The 14,548-nt window shown below is 47.6% G+C and carries 13 protein-coding genes; 1 reads left to right on the forward strand and 12 read right to left on the reverse strand.

The features are described 5' to 3' along the window. Positions 1–135: 135 nt before the first annotated feature. From J0X00_RS19825 to J0X00_RS19850, 6 genes are all read right to left on the reverse strand, one after another. Positions 136–969 carry a hypothetical protein gene (locus tag J0X00_RS19825; RefSeq protein ID WP_282477558.1) on the reverse strand — a complete coding sequence of 278 codons (834 nt, stop codon included), beginning with the start codon at positions 967–969 and terminating at the stop codon, positions 136–138. Between the two features lie 355 nt (positions 970–1,324). Further along, positions 1,325–2,251, reverse strand: coding sequence for a hypothetical protein (locus J0X00_RS19830; RefSeq protein ID WP_282477559.1), 927 nt, complete (start codon positions 2,249–2,251; stop codon positions 1,325–1,327). Beyond that, positions 2,251–3,273: a hypothetical protein gene (locus tag J0X00_RS19835; protein WP_282477560.1), complete on the reverse strand. Its 1,023-nt coding sequence runs from the start codon at positions 3,271–3,273 to the stop codon at positions 2,251–2,253. The genes J0X00_RS19830 and J0X00_RS19835 overlap by 1 nt, the downstream gene beginning before the upstream one ends. Before the next feature lie 627 nt (positions 3,274–3,900). Further along, positions 3,901–4,503 carry a class I SAM-dependent methyltransferase gene (locus tag J0X00_RS19840; RefSeq protein ID WP_136484962.1) on the reverse strand — a complete coding sequence of 201 codons (603 nt, stop codon included), beginning with the start codon at positions 4,501–4,503 and terminating at the stop codon, positions 3,901–3,903. A gap of 17 nt (positions 4,504–4,520) precedes the next feature. Then, complete coding sequence (locus tag J0X00_RS19845) at positions 4,521–4,829, reverse strand: hypothetical protein (protein ID WP_282477561.1); 309 nt, start codon at positions 4,827–4,829, stop codon at positions 4,521–4,523. 121 nt (positions 4,830–4,950) lie between these two features. Further along, positions 4,951–5,364, reverse strand: a complete 414-nt coding sequence (locus tag J0X00_RS19850; protein WP_282477562.1) for a GNAT family N-acetyltransferase — start codon at positions 5,362–5,364, stop codon at positions 4,951–4,953. A gap of 449 nt (positions 5,365–5,813) precedes the next feature. On the opposite strand from J0X00_RS19850, the gene J0X00_RS19855 reads away from it, so the two are divergent. Continuing rightward, on the forward strand, positions 5,814–6,209 hold the full coding sequence (locus tag J0X00_RS19855; protein WP_136484958.1) for a hypothetical protein: 396 nt from the start codon (positions 5,814–5,816) through the stop codon (positions 6,207–6,209). Positions 6,210–6,275: 66 nt separating this feature from the next. Here J0X00_RS19855 and J0X00_RS19860 read toward each other — a convergent pair whose 3' ends face one another. The 6 genes from J0X00_RS19860 to prpC form a co-directional block, all read right to left on the reverse strand. Next, the gene (locus tag J0X00_RS19860; RefSeq protein ID WP_136484956.1) at positions 6,276–6,710 is read right to left on the reverse strand and encodes a GNAT family N-acetyltransferase; all 435 of its coding nucleotides are present in this window, start codon (positions 6,708–6,710) and stop codon (positions 6,276–6,278) included. Positions 6,711–6,748: 38 nt separating this feature from the next. Next, complete coding sequence (locus J0X00_RS19865) at positions 6,749–7,138, reverse strand: hypothetical protein (RefSeq protein ID WP_282477563.1); 390 nt, start codon at positions 7,136–7,138, stop codon at positions 6,749–6,751. 226 nt (positions 7,139–7,364) lie between these two features. Then, on the reverse strand, positions 7,365–9,242 hold the full coding sequence (locus tag J0X00_RS19870) for a propionyl-CoA synthetase (protein ID WP_282477564.1): 1,878 nt from the start codon (positions 9,240–9,242) through the stop codon (positions 7,365–7,367). A 24-nt stretch (positions 9,243–9,266) separates the two neighbouring features. Next, entirely contained in the window at positions 9,267–10,463 is a 1,197-nt protein-coding gene (gene prpF, locus J0X00_RS19875; RefSeq protein ID WP_282477565.1) for a 2-methylaconitate cis-trans isomerase PrpF, read from the reverse strand. Positions 10,464–10,475: 12 nt separating this feature from the next. Further along, the gene (gene acnD, locus J0X00_RS19880; protein WP_282477566.1) at positions 10,476–13,082 is read right to left on the reverse strand and encodes a Fe/S-dependent 2-methylisocitrate dehydratase AcnD; all 2,607 of its coding nucleotides are present in this window, start codon (positions 13,080–13,082) and stop codon (positions 10,476–10,478) included. Positions 13,083–13,313: 231 nt separating this feature from the next. Beyond that, positions 13,314–14,459: a 2-methylcitrate synthase gene (prpC, locus tag J0X00_RS19885; protein WP_282477567.1), complete on the reverse strand. Its 1,146-nt coding sequence runs from the start codon at positions 14,457–14,459 to the stop codon at positions 13,314–13,316. Between the last annotated feature and the right edge of the window lie 89 nt (positions 14,460–14,548).

Here is a 14,548-nt window from a genome sequence, read left to right on the forward strand (position 1 = left end):
GGGCCGGTTTTAGGCGTTCCCTACACCAAAAACCTAAAAATTCGTCCTGAATTTTTGCCCTATGGTTGTGATCTTTTAAAGTGCACGGTTAGCTTGGACTATCTTACGAAAACATCTGGACCTTTTATTCGTTTGTTATGTAACCGTACACACTTTGCTTATAGCATCATTTTGCAAATGGATTGGGATGCGTTTTATGAAGTCACCTTTCTTGAACAATTCACATAACGCCTCTTTATCCATGAACCTGTCGGTATAGTCAAAAGGCATCCATTTCAAAGGTTCAAATGAAGCAGCAACAATCGCTATCACAACGACAGTATTAAAAATACAACTTCTTGTTAACTTACAATACTTAACATACGGATAAAAAAACAACCACGCAGTTCCACCAACTAGTATTACCACTATATATAGTTGCCAATACCAAGAACCCAAAATCTCACTAAGTGACGACTGCCCTTCTAAATATATAGAACCTAATGATTTAACAAAGGGGAGCCCTAACAATAACCCAAAAGCAGCATAGCATCGAAACCCATGGGTTAGTAGATTATAGAAATCGACTTCAACTTGCTTATTGATTTTTTTCGATACTAGACTTAGTACTTTATCTTTGAAGCTAACGGAGGAGCCAAACCAAAACTTCATCATAGTTAAAGATATTGCACTCACCACAGAAAAAACTAATGCATTCGACACCCATGAACACACAACAAATAAAGGGTTGAATGCAAGAATTATCTTAAATTCATTAAATGATCGGTCATACAATATTATTAAGGAAACTATTGCAGCTAGAAGAGCAAGACCGTTGAAAATATCCAAAAAAGCATACTCTCTCTGCTGATGATGAATGTATGTATTTAGTCCTATCTGAGGGTGACGAATAAAATTCCAGAGCCTTAACATGTAAGATTGGAATGGAATTTTATCTACTGCTCGCCCTAACATAACACTGTATTTCAATATATTACCCTAAGTCACATAAATAGCTATTAGAACCCGACCATATAAAACACCATGCATTACCCATCAAAACTATCATCAGCCACTTGTAAAAACTGACACAATCTAACATCACGCAAGTAGGTCTTTGGCAATCGAGTTCACAGAATAATGACAAATTCTATCTATCAAACCATACTAAACCAAGCACATATTTAACCAGATTTCAAAACAGCTCAACAAATCCCAAAAGAAACGAGTCAACATTATTAATCTCATCAGTAATTAAGCAAAACATTACAAATAACTCACTGAAACCACCTCCCTATGGTCAAGATAAATTATTAATGAAAATACACTTATTTCTATAAACATATTATACGGCAGCTCTACGATGTTTTTGAAATTCTGACAAACTGAATGACACGACACCTAGAAGCACTGTTGCAATCCAATACATCGCTGCTGGATTAATAAATGAAAACAACTCATCTGAGTCAACTATTTTGTTACTTTCTATATTCTTAGCTCCTCCGTTAAGATTATGAAAAAACCTATTCCGAATATTTATTATGAAACTACCCATTTCACAATATTTAATTGATAATTTATCAGGTTCATCTGTGTCACCATGAATAGCTTCACTAGGTATAACGCTCTTCACTTCTCTAAACATTTGACTTTTAACATCATTATCAGATGCTAAAAACTCGATATCGACTGATGTATCAGAAATACTATCTTCCCGATAAAGAGTTTTTATAAAAACTTTAAAGAAACCTAACTCTTTTTTCTCACTATCACCGACCATTAACTCTTTAAGCACATTAAATGACTTTTGAAAATCTTGTGTTTTTGATGTGTAAATTAGAGGGAATGCATAGGAAATTTTCTCTAAAATTCTATAAATGTAAATAAATGCAGATGTATGAGATTTTCTATCTTTGTGAAAGATAAATTGAGATATTTCAGAAAGTATCACACTATAAAAATTTCTATTAATATATTTGGTATTATTAATAAACAATGCCAAGTCATCTGATTTTATATCGTCTGAAATATAAGAAGGGAACTCTGTTTTCCAATTTTTAAACGATGAAAGATCACTGGAAAAGTAGTTTACTCGACTTTTAACCGTTTTATTCTTGTATTTATGCAATAACTCTACATTTCCTGACAAAAGCCGTAATATAAGCAAAATTTCAGCATCTTTGTCTCCTGATATTTTAAGGTTTTCAGGTAACGAATTAAAAACTCTTAATGGCAGATTATCTTTATAGCTAAATGTTTCATACGACGGCATTATGATGTTAACTCCATAAAATGTTCTACTAGTTCCATTTCATCAAAATCAGAATACGTGGCATAGTTCTCTATAAAATCTCTTGAAAGCTCACGTCTAAACTTTCCTAAATTAACTTTAGATGGATTAATAGCACTAAAAGCAGTTTCAAACAAGTCGATTGATTCGGAAAACCTATCGGGAGATGAGTTAGATACATCATTAAATGAAGATTTTATCCCTACAGAAAAACCAATTAAGTTATTACCAACCTTCAACCATTTTTTAACTGATTCGTTTTCAGAAAGTATTTCAATTTGCTTAATAACTTGCTTAAATTCTATATCTTCCTCTTTAGGTTGTTTATCCATAATTCGTCCAACAATTATCTGATCCATCTTTTCACCAATAATTTTGTTATTGTCATTATTTACACTACCAGTGAGAAAGGCCAGATATGCTTTAGACAAATCACCTAAGTTAAAAGACCCTTTAACAATAGCCTTTCCTCGCTCCTTTTCTGTTTGAACATCAATATTAACATCAGTAAAATCAAATAACTCTTGGGTAAGAATCTCTATCTGATGTCTGGGTGTCATTGGCTTTTGACCATTATTAAGAGTTATCATTCGATATAATAATTTATCTTCGCTAGGCGATATAATAACATTCAAATATAGGGAACCAGAGTCGTCAAACTTATCATCATCTTTGGCTCGATTTAAGGTATTTAAACGTTGAATACCATCTAAGATATAGCCTGATTCGATATTTTCTTCGATATATCTAGCAATATCGTCTGTTTTCGTTTTATTAAAATCAGGTTCTACAAATGCAATGGTCAAAGGTGGCATGAGACATTTATCAAGAATATCTCTTTCCAAACGTGCATAAAACTTTTTGTCCTGGGTTTTACGTTGAGCAGAAAAACGATCGATTAATGGATAAAGACTCTTAATTGCATATTTATATGTCGTTTTCCCTGTTGCGACAATACTATCTATCACACCATCTTTAGTTTTATCAAAAATAATCACATTCATAATACACCTTTAAATTATTACACTAAATAATACTAAATCTATTAGCTATATTGTGTCTTGCTATTGCATTAACTATACTTTGTACCTTAATATTCATAACTCATTAGTGATACAAATATATCCTGTCCAAAATTTTAACTAGCAGCTTGCAGTTTTAATAACCAATAACGCCATGTCTTAAAATCATACCATAGTAAACTGAATACATAGTCTAACATTACGTAAAAAATATCAACAAGCACCAAAAGAAACGAGTCAACATTGTTAATCGCATTAAGTTTTTAAGCAAAAACTTACCAATAACGCTCTGAAACCACTGTCCGAAGGCAAAAAATCAGGACGATTTTTTAGGTTTTCGGCGTCGGGAACGCCTAAAACCGGCCTGAACCACTCCAAAGAAACAAAGCGCCTTTCTGGTTACTCTTTGGCGTAAGCAAAGAGTGACTGGCACGCTGGCACTCAACTAAAAGAAATCGACCAAGTCAGAGCGTGACATACAACACAGCAAACCGTTTCACTCCTCGCCACAAACGCAAAAACCACGTCGATGTTTTAGCTTTCGGCATCGAAAACGCCGAAAACGGGACATGCAGAACGACCTGACTCACAATCGATATCTCTGGAACCTTACTTGCCTTTCTCGACAATCAGATAACTGTGTAACTGAGGATATTGATCAAACTCCAGATGGCGGATAATACAGCCGAGCTCCATAAACAGAGTTAAGAAACCGTTCAAGCCCAGCGACGAATAGTAGACTTCCGGCCCCATAAAATCGTCTCGATGGCAACCCTCTTCATCTGTACCGCCGAATGAAAAGATAAACACACCACCGGGATTGAGACTGGCGACGATTTTACATAGCACCGGCTTTTGTTGTGATAAAGGAATATGCCAGATACTGTCCCACGCGGTGATAAAATCGTATTTCTCGGTTAAATCACACTCACAAATATCCTCTTGAAAAAACTGCACACCAGGCAGCTTTTCCCTCGCGATACTTAGCATCTTGGGCGAAATATCCAACCCGGAAGGAGTAAAACCTTCCCCCGCCAGCAACTCAATGAAACGACAAGTACAACCACAACCCACATCCAGAGCCCGTCCGCGCTCACTAACAAAACTGATCGCTTTTTTGTGCTGTGCAATACCGTTACTCATATCAAACTTACCATCCGTCCAGATATGAGTAATTTGATTGTATGCCTTGGCGATATCCTCAGGCTTCATTTTTATCTCTCCCCAAACTAAAACATACCCGCGACCAAACTCGCGATCATCGGTACATAAATAGTCAATTGAGCCTCTTTAGTATTGAGAGCTTTCTTGAAAATGGCGACAAGGATAAACAGGATCCAAACCACACCCGTCGCCAAACCTAAATAACTGTCTAAATCCTGATAATGTTTGATCATTACCAGATCTTTTAAAACTTCAGATTCTGAAACTGAAGACAGCTTTGTTAAGGCCATATCCATCATGTACCCGTAGTACTTCGCCCAGGCGATGAGTACCAATTGGAGTAGCAGTGTAATTATTGAAAATGACTTCATCATTTTTACTTCTAAAGAAAACTAGTCAGCATATTCTGACAAACTTCAACTCCAGAGAGTTTAGTTATCAAGGCACAGGGAAAAATCAGAGCGTGACATGCAATACACGAAACCGTTCTCAACTCTACCCCAATACCTTAGTAAAAAAGTACCGCGAGTGTTCAACAGGACAGTTATCCAGTGTCATCTGACACACATAGCCATTTTTCTCATAAAACGGTTTAGCCTGAAAACTGAACGTATCTACCATTGAGGAGTGACAACCTTTCGACTGGGCATAGCTTTCGAGTTGTTTCAGTAACTGACTGCCAACGCCTGAACTGCGTACCGATTGATCAACCCACAGATAGTTGATTTGCAACCAGTGACCAAAAATATCAGCCGTCACACCGCCGACCTTTTGACCTTCCGACTGCGCGTATAATGCCACCTTCTTACGGGTGATACCGTTTAAAAACGGTGAATTATGCTCAATTAAACCATTACATATTTCCGTAATGCTTTCATCGGTCGGTGCCAGATCTAACTCAAACTCCATCTTATCCCTCAATACAACTCAATAGGCCTTAAACACCATACCAAACCAGACACATATTTCACTATCAATTTATGGATAATACACAAACTAAGAAACTGATTTATAAAGACAAATGGAAGAATATAAAACAAAAGTGAGCAAACAGCTTGGGAAGCCCTAACCCGAAGGCAAAAAATCAGGACGATTTTTTAGGTTTTCGGCGTCGGGAACGCCTAAAACCGGCCTGAACCACGCCAAAGAAAACAAGCGCCTTTCTGGTTACTCTTTGGCGCAAGCAAAGAGTGACTGGCCCGCTTGCACCAAGCTCAAGATAACCACCACAGTAAAAGCGGGACATACAAACAACCAATAGCCAGAAGCCAGAAGCCAAAATAAAAACACCACGCCAAGTTTGTTATATCAAAGCGATACCGCTAAAATCCCCTCGCCTTCCCCCAAGAGAAACCCAAATGCTATTTGACAACGATATCGACCAAATGCTGAGCTACTTAGAACGATTCTGTAAACAGCCGCATATCAAAGCACTGGATACGGTTTCTGACGACCAGATTAACCTGCTGCTCGATTTCTTAACCCTCGCCCACAAAATGCACAGTGACATCTACGCCACCAACAGCCTGAAAAGCTCGCACTTTCTCGCTATCGGCACCTTTGCGTTAACTCAGGAACGAGCGCCGCAAGGCAACCTGTTTATCAAGATTGAAAATGAGCGCCTGTACCTGGCTTTTGAACTCGACCATTGCGACCAAGATAACCTGCTGACGCCGATTCGGGTCATTGACGGGCTTATCTATCTGGCGGAGATTCAGGGGCACGGCCTGTTACCAGAACACTATCCACGCTAATGAATGCCGTCATTTGAGCAGTAAGCCGTACTTGCGGCTGTGAATATGGCAATGAACGGCACAGCACTAAACGTTACTGTTGCTTGAGCTGTTGAACGAATACATGCGCACTTCATCTCTCGGGAACCAGCCTAACTTTTGATAAAACTGCTGGGCATTGAGGTTGTCGTTCAACACAAACAGGTGCGTTTTAGCAATACCGATGTCCGCCAGCGCCTGGGTGGAATGTGCAACCAAATCACGCCCCAGATTTTGTCCGCGACAATGGGATGCCACCGCTAAGTGCTGCAAATAACCGCGCCGGCCATCACTACCAACCAATACCGCGCCAACAATGTCCGCACCGCTTTGTGCGACAAAACTTAATCCCGGATTACGCGCCAGGTAGCTTGCGATACTGTCGCGTGAGTCCGCATCGCGGATACTCATCCCCTCAGTTTGTGCCCACAGGGCAATCACCTGATCATAATCGGCAATCTCCATTAGACGAATGCTGACCACACCCACTCTCCTTGTTCGATGTTGTAAATGAATAATTATCAGTAGGTTGCGGATATACCGTACTTTTGCATAAATGAGCTGGCGCTCAGGCTACCGATGAGACTTCCGGACGTAATAGAAAAAGCGAGAATAAAAATAACCGCTCTTGATATATCGCCGCTAAACAGATTGCTGCCAAAGAGATACGCCATGGCCGCTAAAATAAACAACGCAATCGCGTACTTATTGGCAAGGAAAAACCATGATATTTCAAACACCCAAAGTTCATTGTGCCCCCGGAATGTCGACAAACCACCGGCGACGTAAAGCAGCGAGCCAAGGATAGCCGCTATCATCACCACGCACACATAGGGAAAGAAAGGCTTATCGATGAGAAAGAGGTAGCCCATACGTAACGTAAATAACAGCGCGCCCAGCCAAAGAATCATTATTGGTCCGATTATCAATCCCATATATTCTGCCTGTGTTTAATTTCCGGTTAAGCCGCTGCAATGGGGTTGATTGATACCAACAACATCGAACCGGCATATAAAATTAAACACATAATTCATTATTGGGTTCAACAGGTCAAGCCAAGTTAACCGTCCTCAAAGGTAACAGCGTTACAGTGCCACAATAAAAAGCGCCCGGTGTCAGAGCGGGCGCTTATTCCAGTTATGAATGCAGAACTTTCTCAAGTTCAGTCAGACTGACCGGGTCATCAATCGTCGACGGTACACTGTAGCTTTCTCCGTCCGCGATTTGACGAATAATCCGCCGTAAAATTTTACCGGAGCGGGTTTTCGGCAGGCGCTCGACCACCAGGGCATGTTTGAAACAGGCCACCGCACCAATCTGGCTGCGCACACTCGACACCAGTTCGGATTCCAGTGCCTGGCTGTCGACTTTCACCCCGTCTTTCAGCACCACCAGGCCCAGTGGCAGTTGCCCTTTGAGCTCATCATGCACACCGACTACCGCACATTCGGCGACCGCCGGGTGCGCGCCGACAATCTCTTCCATTTCACCGGTCGAGAGGCGGTGCCCGGCGACGTTTATCACATCGTCAATCCGGCCCATGATGAACAGGTAGCCCTCTTCATCCAGGTAACCGCCGTCACCGGAGACGTAGTAACCGGGGAACTGAGCCAGATAACCGGATTCAAACCGGTCGTGGTTACGCCATACCGTCGGCAGGCAGCTTGGTGGCAGCGGACGCTTCAGCGCCACAAAACCCTGCTCGTTTGGTGCCGCCACTTCGCCCAGTTCGTTTAAGATCTCGACCTGATAACCCGGAATCGGCTTGGTGGCAGAACCGGCTTTGACCGGCATCAGCTCCAGTCCGGTCGGGTTACCGGCGATGGCCCAGCCGGTTTCGGTCTGCCACCAGTGGTCAATTACCGGCTTATCGGTCTGTGCCTGAACCCATTCCAGCGTCGGCGGGTCGAGACGTTCACCGGCCATAAAAATCGTCGTCAGACAGGATAAGTCGTAATCTTTCAGATACTCGCCGTTCGGGTCTTCTTTTTTGATCGCCCGGAAAGCCGTTGGAGCCGAGAACAGCGCATTCACCTTGTACTCCTGACACACGCGCCAGAACGCGCCCGGATCCGGCGTGCGTACCGGTTTACCTTCGTACAGAATGGTGGTGCAACCGTGAATTAACGGCGCATAGACAATATAAGAATGCCCCACCACCCAGCCCACATCCGACGCTGCCCAGAACACGCCATCCTGCGGCATGTTGTAGATGCAGCTCATCGAATACTTCATCGCCACCGCGTGACCGCCATTATCGCGTACCACGCCTTTTGGTTTACCGGTCGTGCCTGAGGTGTACAGAATATACAGAGGATCGGTCGCCAGAACCGGCACACAGGCGTGCGGCAGTGCATCCTGAATCAGGCTGTTCCATTCCAGATCGCGCTCGCTGGTCATCTCGGCCCGGCATTCGCTGCGCTGATACATCAGTACTTTCTCCGGCTTCCAGCGGCTGTCCATAATCGCCTGATCGACCATTGGCTTGTATGGAATCACCTTATTCACTTCCACGCCGCACGATGCGGTCATGATCACTTTCGGCTCGGCATCTTCAATCCGCACCGCCAGCTCGTTCGGGGCAAAGCCGCCAAACACCACCGAATGAATCGCACCCAGACGCGCGCAAGCCAGCATCGCCATGGCGGCTTCCGGGATCATCGGCATATAGATGATCACCCGGTCCCCTTTGGTTACGCCCTGCTCGGCCAGCATGCCCGCCACCCGGGCGACACTGTCACGCAGAGCAAAATAGCTGTAGCGCTGCTTTTTGCCGGTCACCGGTGAGTCGTAAATCAGCGCGATTTGATCGCCGCGCCCCTGCTCACAGTGATAATCCAGCGCCAGCCAGGATGTATTGAGCAGGCCGTCCGGGAACCAGCGCTCAATGCCGTGATTGTCTTTTTTTAAAATGGTTTGCGGGAACTCAAACCAGTCGATGTGCCGGGCCTGAACCTTCCAGAATTCTTCCGGTTGTTGCTGTGCCCATTGATATTCCTTTAAATATGCAGACATGGTGCTTCTCCTTCAAATTCTGGCTTAGACAAACGTGATGGTTTGCGCCGGGACGCGAACCCAGCCTTCCATCAAAATACGTGCACTGCGACTCATCACGGCTTTCTCGACCACCCAGCCCTGTTCGGTCTGAACAGCACTGGCACCGACTTTGAGCGTTCCGGACGGATGACCAAAGGTCACTGACTGTTTTTCACCGCCTCCGGCCGCTAAATTGACCAGAGTTCCCGGTACACAGGCTGCTGCCGCTATCGCGACCGCTGCGGTGCCCATCATGGCGTGATGTAATTTGCCCATCGACAAAGCGCGCACCAGCACATCAATTTCTTCGGCCTGTACGGTTTTACCACTGGAAGCGTGATAGGTTTGCGGCGCTGCGACAAAGGCTACTTTCGGCGTGTGCTGGCGGGCTTTTGCCTGTTCCAGATCGCTGATAAGCCCCATCTTGAGCGCGCCATACGCGCGGATGGTTTCAAACATCGCCAGTGCTTTTTCATCACTATTGATGTCATCCTGCAGCTCAGTACCGCGGTAGCCAATTGATGCGGCATCGACAAAAATGGTCGGGATACCAGCGTTGATCAGGGTCGCGTTTAAGGTGCCTACTCCGGGTACATCAAGAACGTCCACCAGGTTGCCGGTCGGGAACATCGCGCCGTCGCTGTCGGCCGGGTCAACAAAATCGACCTGAATTTCTGCCGCCGGGAACGTGACTCCGTCGAGCTCAAACTCGCCGGTTTCCTGCACCATGCCGTTGACGACAGGCACATGCACTACGATGGTTTTGCGGATGTTGACCTGCCACACCCGCACCGCGACCACGCCATTGTACGGGATCCGCGCCGGATCAATATAACCGGCGTGAATCGCAAACGGGCCGATCGCGGCCGACAAATTACCGCAGTTGCCGCTCCAGTCGACAAACGGCTGGTCAATTGAAACCTGACCAAACAGGTAATCCACATCGTGATCCGGTTGAGTGCTGAGGCTGACAATGACGCTTTTACTGGTGCTGGATGTTGCCCCGCCCATGCCGTCAATTTGTTTGCCGTACGGATCCGGGCTGCCGATGACGCGCAGCAGCAAGTCATCGCGCGCCGGGCCCGGGCTTTGCGCCGCCTCAGGCAAGTCTTCTAAACGGAAGAAAACCCCTTTACTGGTTCCGCCACGCATATAGGTCGCTGGCACTTTGATTTGTGAAGGAGTGCTGACATTGCTCATGATTTTACTCCCTTAACCCGCCAGAAAATCTTGCGCGAAACGCTGCAACACGCCACCGGCGTTATACACGTGCACTTCATCAGCGGTATCCAGACGACAGATGACCGGCACATCGAGTTTTTCGCCGGTTTTGCGGGTGATCACCAGTACCAGCTCAGCGCCGGGCTTAATGTTACCGACCACGTCATACAGCTCAGAACCATCTAGTTGTAACGTCAGGCGGGTGACACCCGGTTTAAACTGCAGCGGCAGCACGCCCATGCCGACCAGATTGGTACGGTGAATACGCTCAAATCCTTCTGCGACAATCGCTTCTACCCCGGCAAGACGTACCCCTTTGGCGGCCCAGTCACGGGAAGAGCCCTGACCGTAATCAGCACCCGCGACAATGATCAGCGGCTGTTTACGCTGCATGTAGGTTTCGATGGCTTCCCACATCCGGGTCACTTTGCCTTCCGGCTCAATACGTGCCAGTGAGCCCTGCACCACTTCGCCGTTCTCTTTCACCATTTCGTTAAACAGTTTCGGGTTGGCGAACGTCGCGCGTTGCGCGGTGAGGTGATCGCCCCGGTGGGTGGCGTAAGAGTTAAAGTCTTGCTCCGGCACACCCATTTTGGTCAGGTATTCCCCGGCAGCGCTGCTGGCCATAATGGCATTGGACGGTGACAGATGGTCAGTGGTGATGTTGTCACCGACCACGGCCAGCGGACGCATGCCCTTAAGAGTACGTTCTCCGGCCAAAGCGCCTTCCCAGTATGGCGGGCGGCGAATATAAGTACTCATCGGACGCCAGTCATACAACGGCGCACTGCTGTGCTGCTGGTCGTCGAGTTTGAACATCTGAATATAAACCTGGTTAAACTGCTCCGGTTTAACAAATTCACCCACCACCGCGTCGATCTCTTCATCGCTCGGCCAGATGTCATTGAGGTAAATCGGTTTGCCGTTTGCATCGCTGCCGAGCGCGTCGCGTTCAATGTCAAACCGGATGGTACCGGCCAGCGCATAAGCCACCACCAGCGGCGGCGAGGCAAGAAACGCCTGTTTCGCATAGGGATGGATGCGGCCGTCAAAGTTACGGTTGCCGGACAAAACGGCGGTGGCGTAGAGATCACGTTCGATGATCTCCTGCTGGATCTTAGGATCCAGTGCGCCGCTCATCCCGTTACAGGTGGTACAGGCGTACCCCACAATGCCAAATCCAAGTTTTTCCAGTTCCGGCAGCAGGTTGGCTTCCTCTAGGTAAAGCTTGGCCACTTTCGAACCCGGCGCAAATGAGCTTTTCACCCAGGGTTTACGTTCCAGGCCTAATGCGTTGGCTTTTTTGGCTAGCAAACCGGCCGCCACCACGTTACGCGGGTTACTGGTGTTGGTGCACGAAGTGATGGCCGCAATGATGACAGCGCCATCGGGCAGTTCACCCTCTTTCTGTTGCCATTGTCCGGCAATGCCGCGCTCCGCCAGCTGAGAAGTCGGCAGGCGGCGATGCGGGTTAGACGGACCGGCCAGGTTACGCTCGACCGAGGAGAGATCGAATTCCAGTACCCGCTCATACTCAGCACCGACCAAATCATCGGCCCACAAGCCGGTCTGTTTGGCATACTGCTCAACCAGTTCGACCTGCTCGGCGTCACGCCCGGTCAGTTTGAGGTAGTTGATGGTCTGCTCATCGATATAGAACATCCCGGCGCTGGCGCCGTATTCCGGTGTCATGTTAGAAATGGTCGCTCGGTCACCGATGGTAAGATCTTTCGCCCCTTCGCCAAAGAATTCCAGATAGGCAGACACCACGCGCTGCGCGCGCAAAAACTCGGTGATGGCCAGCACGATATCGGTCGCGGTGATGCCCGGTTTGCGTTTACCGGTCAGCTTGACGCCGACAATATCCGGCAGTCGCATCATCGACGGACGGCCCAGCATCACGGTTTCCGCTTCCAGACCACCGACGCCGATGGCGATCACGCCCAGCGCATCAACATGCGGCGTATGGCTGTCGGTGCCGACGCAGGTATCGGGAAACGCTACGCCGTCTTGGAGTTGCACCACCGGCGACATTTTCTCCAGGTTAATCTGATGCATAATACCGTTACCGGCCGGGATCACGCTGACGTTTTTAAACGCGGTTTTACACCATTCGATAAAGTGAAAACGATCTTCATTGCGGCGATCTTCAATCGCGCGGTTTTTCTCAAACGCATCAGCTTCAAAACCGGCATGCTCCACCGCCAGCGAATGGTCGACGATCAGTTGGGTTTCCACCACCGGGTTGACTTTGGCCGGGTCACCGCCCTGATCCGCAATCGCATCGCGCAGGCCGGCTAAATCAACCAGTGCCGTCTGACCAAGGATGTCATGACACACGACCCGGGCCGGATACCAGGGGAAATCGAGGTCGCGTTTACGCTCAATCAGCTGTTTGAGCGCATCGGGCAGTAAACCAGGGTCGCAGCGGCGCACCAGGTTTTCTGCCAGCACGCGTGAGGTGTAAGGTAAAGTGTCGTAAGCACCGGGAGAGAGGTCGTTGACTGCTTGCCGGGCATCATAGTAGCTGATTTGACTCGCGTAGCTGTTATTACTACCGGGCAGCGTTTTTCTGTACTCGCTGTTCATAGAATCCATCCAAATATCGTCAGGCTCTGGCCTGACTGCTTGGGCCTGCACAGCGGCGCGACTAACTGACTCCGAGTACGGGCAGTCAGTCACAAGCAACGCCATGCAGAAAATTAGGCGTTGTCACCCCTGCTGGCTGTACTGTCGGTTTGCAGAGTTACCTGTTTGCAAAGCTCTCTGTTTACAGAGCTCTTTGTTTACAAAGAAAGCCGTTGGCAGAGTAAGGTGACAACGTCACTGTTAGCCGCGTTTTTCGATCGGCAACCAATCCTGATGCTCCGGGCCGGTGTAATCGGCACTCGGGCGGATGATGCGGTTGTTGGCGCGTTGTTCATACACATGCGCGGCCCAGCCGGTTAAGCGGCTCATCACAAAAATCGGCGTAAATAACTTGGTCGGAATGCCCATAAAATGGTAGGCCGAAGCGTGGAAGAAATCGGCATTACAAAACAGGCCTTTCTCACGCTTCATCACCGCTTCAACCCGCTCAGACACCGCATAAAGATGCGTATCACCAACCTGCTCGGACAAAGCTTTTGACCAGCGTTTGATCAGCGCATTACGCGGATCGCTCTCGCGGTAAATCGCATGGCCAAAGCCCATGATCTTCTCTTTGTTGTCGAGCATACGCAGAATATTCTGCTCGGCTTCTTCCGGGGTTTTCCAGTTCTGAATCATCTCCATGGCCGCTTCATTCGCGCCGCCGTGCAGCGGCCCGCGCAAGGTACCAATCGCACCGGTCACACAGGAGTGAAGATCGGACAGCGTCGACGCACACACGCGCGCGGTAAAGGTTGAAGCATTAAATTCATGTTCGGCATAAAGGATCAGCGAGCAATGCATCACCTGCCTGAACAGTTCGCTGGGCGCTTCTCCGGTCAGCATTTTGAGGAAGTAGCCACCAATGCAGGATTCGCTGGTGTCTTCGGTATCGATGCGCACGCCGTCATGGCTGAAGCGATACCAGTAACAGATGATGGCCGGAAACAGTGCCAGCATGCGTTCGGTTGCCGCTTGCTGCTGCGAGAAGTCCGCTTCGGTTTCCAGGTTACCCAGCATCGAGCAACCGGTACGCATGACATCCATCGGATGCGCGTCAGCCGGAATCCGTTCCAGCACTTCTTTGAGCGCTTGAGGCAGCCCGCGCAGACCAATCAGGCGGGTTTTGTACTGATCGAGCTCAGCCTGGGTCGGCAGATGGCCGACCAGCAGCAGATGAGCCACCTCTTCGAACTGAGCGTTGTTAGCCAGATCGGTAATATCATAGCCACGATAGGTTAAACCAGTGCCGGTTTTTCCGACCGTACATAAAGCGGTGCTCCCGGCACTCTGCCCACGCAGACCAGCGCCACCCAGCTCTCCTTTTTTCGCTAAGGATTGAGACATGTTGAACTCCTTTTCTGGCTGCGCTTCGGCTCCTGTATGGAGCGACCTCTTTCGGGTCAGCTTAAGCTCGTCAGCGCAGCGGTTTCACG

This window comes from Vibrio sp. ABG19 (assembly GCF_029962385.1).
GTDB classification, from domain to species: domain Bacteria; phylum Pseudomonadota; class Gammaproteobacteria; order Enterobacterales; family Vibrionaceae; genus Vibrio; species Vibrio ostreae.

Bases quoted from the DNA above. Each gene is read 5' to 3' on its own strand.
- acnD (WP_282477566.1), bottom strand. From the start codon at position 13,082: ATGGATTCTATGAACAGCGAGTACAGAAAAACGCTGCCCGGTAGTAAT.
- J0X00_RS19850 (WP_282477562.1), bottom strand. From the start codon at position 5,364: ATGGAGTTTGAGTTAGATCTGGCACCGACCGATGAAAGCATTACGGAA.
- J0X00_RS19830 (WP_282477559.1), bottom strand. From the start codon at position 2,251: ATGCCGTCGTATGAAACATTTAGCTATAAAGATAATCTGCCATTAAGA.
- prpC (WP_282477567.1), bottom strand. From the start codon at position 14,459: ATGTCTCAATCCTTAGCGAAAAAAGGAGAGCTGGGTGGCGCTGGTCTG.
- prpF (WP_282477565.1), bottom strand. From the start codon at position 10,463: ATGAGCAATGTCAGCACTCCTTCACAAATCAAAGTGCCAGCGACCTAT.
- J0X00_RS19845 (WP_282477561.1), bottom strand. From the start codon at position 4,829: ATGATGAAGTCATTTTCAATAATTACACTGCTACTCCAATTGGTACTC.
- J0X00_RS19870 (WP_282477564.1), bottom strand. From the start codon at position 9,242: ATGTCTGCATATTTAAAGGAATATCAATGGGCACAGCAACAACCGGAA.
- J0X00_RS19865 (WP_282477563.1), bottom strand. From the start codon at position 7,138: ATGATTCTTTGGCTGGGCGCGCTGTTATTTACGTTACGTATGGGCTAC.
- J0X00_RS19840 (WP_136484962.1), bottom strand. From the start codon at position 4,503: ATGAAGCCTGAGGATATCGCCAAGGCATACAATCAAATTACTCATATC.
- J0X00_RS19855 (WP_136484958.1), top strand. From the start codon at position 5,814: ATGCTATTTGACAACGATATCGACCAAATGCTGAGCTACTTAGAACGA.
- J0X00_RS19835 (WP_282477560.1), bottom strand. From the start codon at position 3,273: ATGAATGTGATTATTTTTGATAAAACTAAAGATGGTGTGATAGATAGT.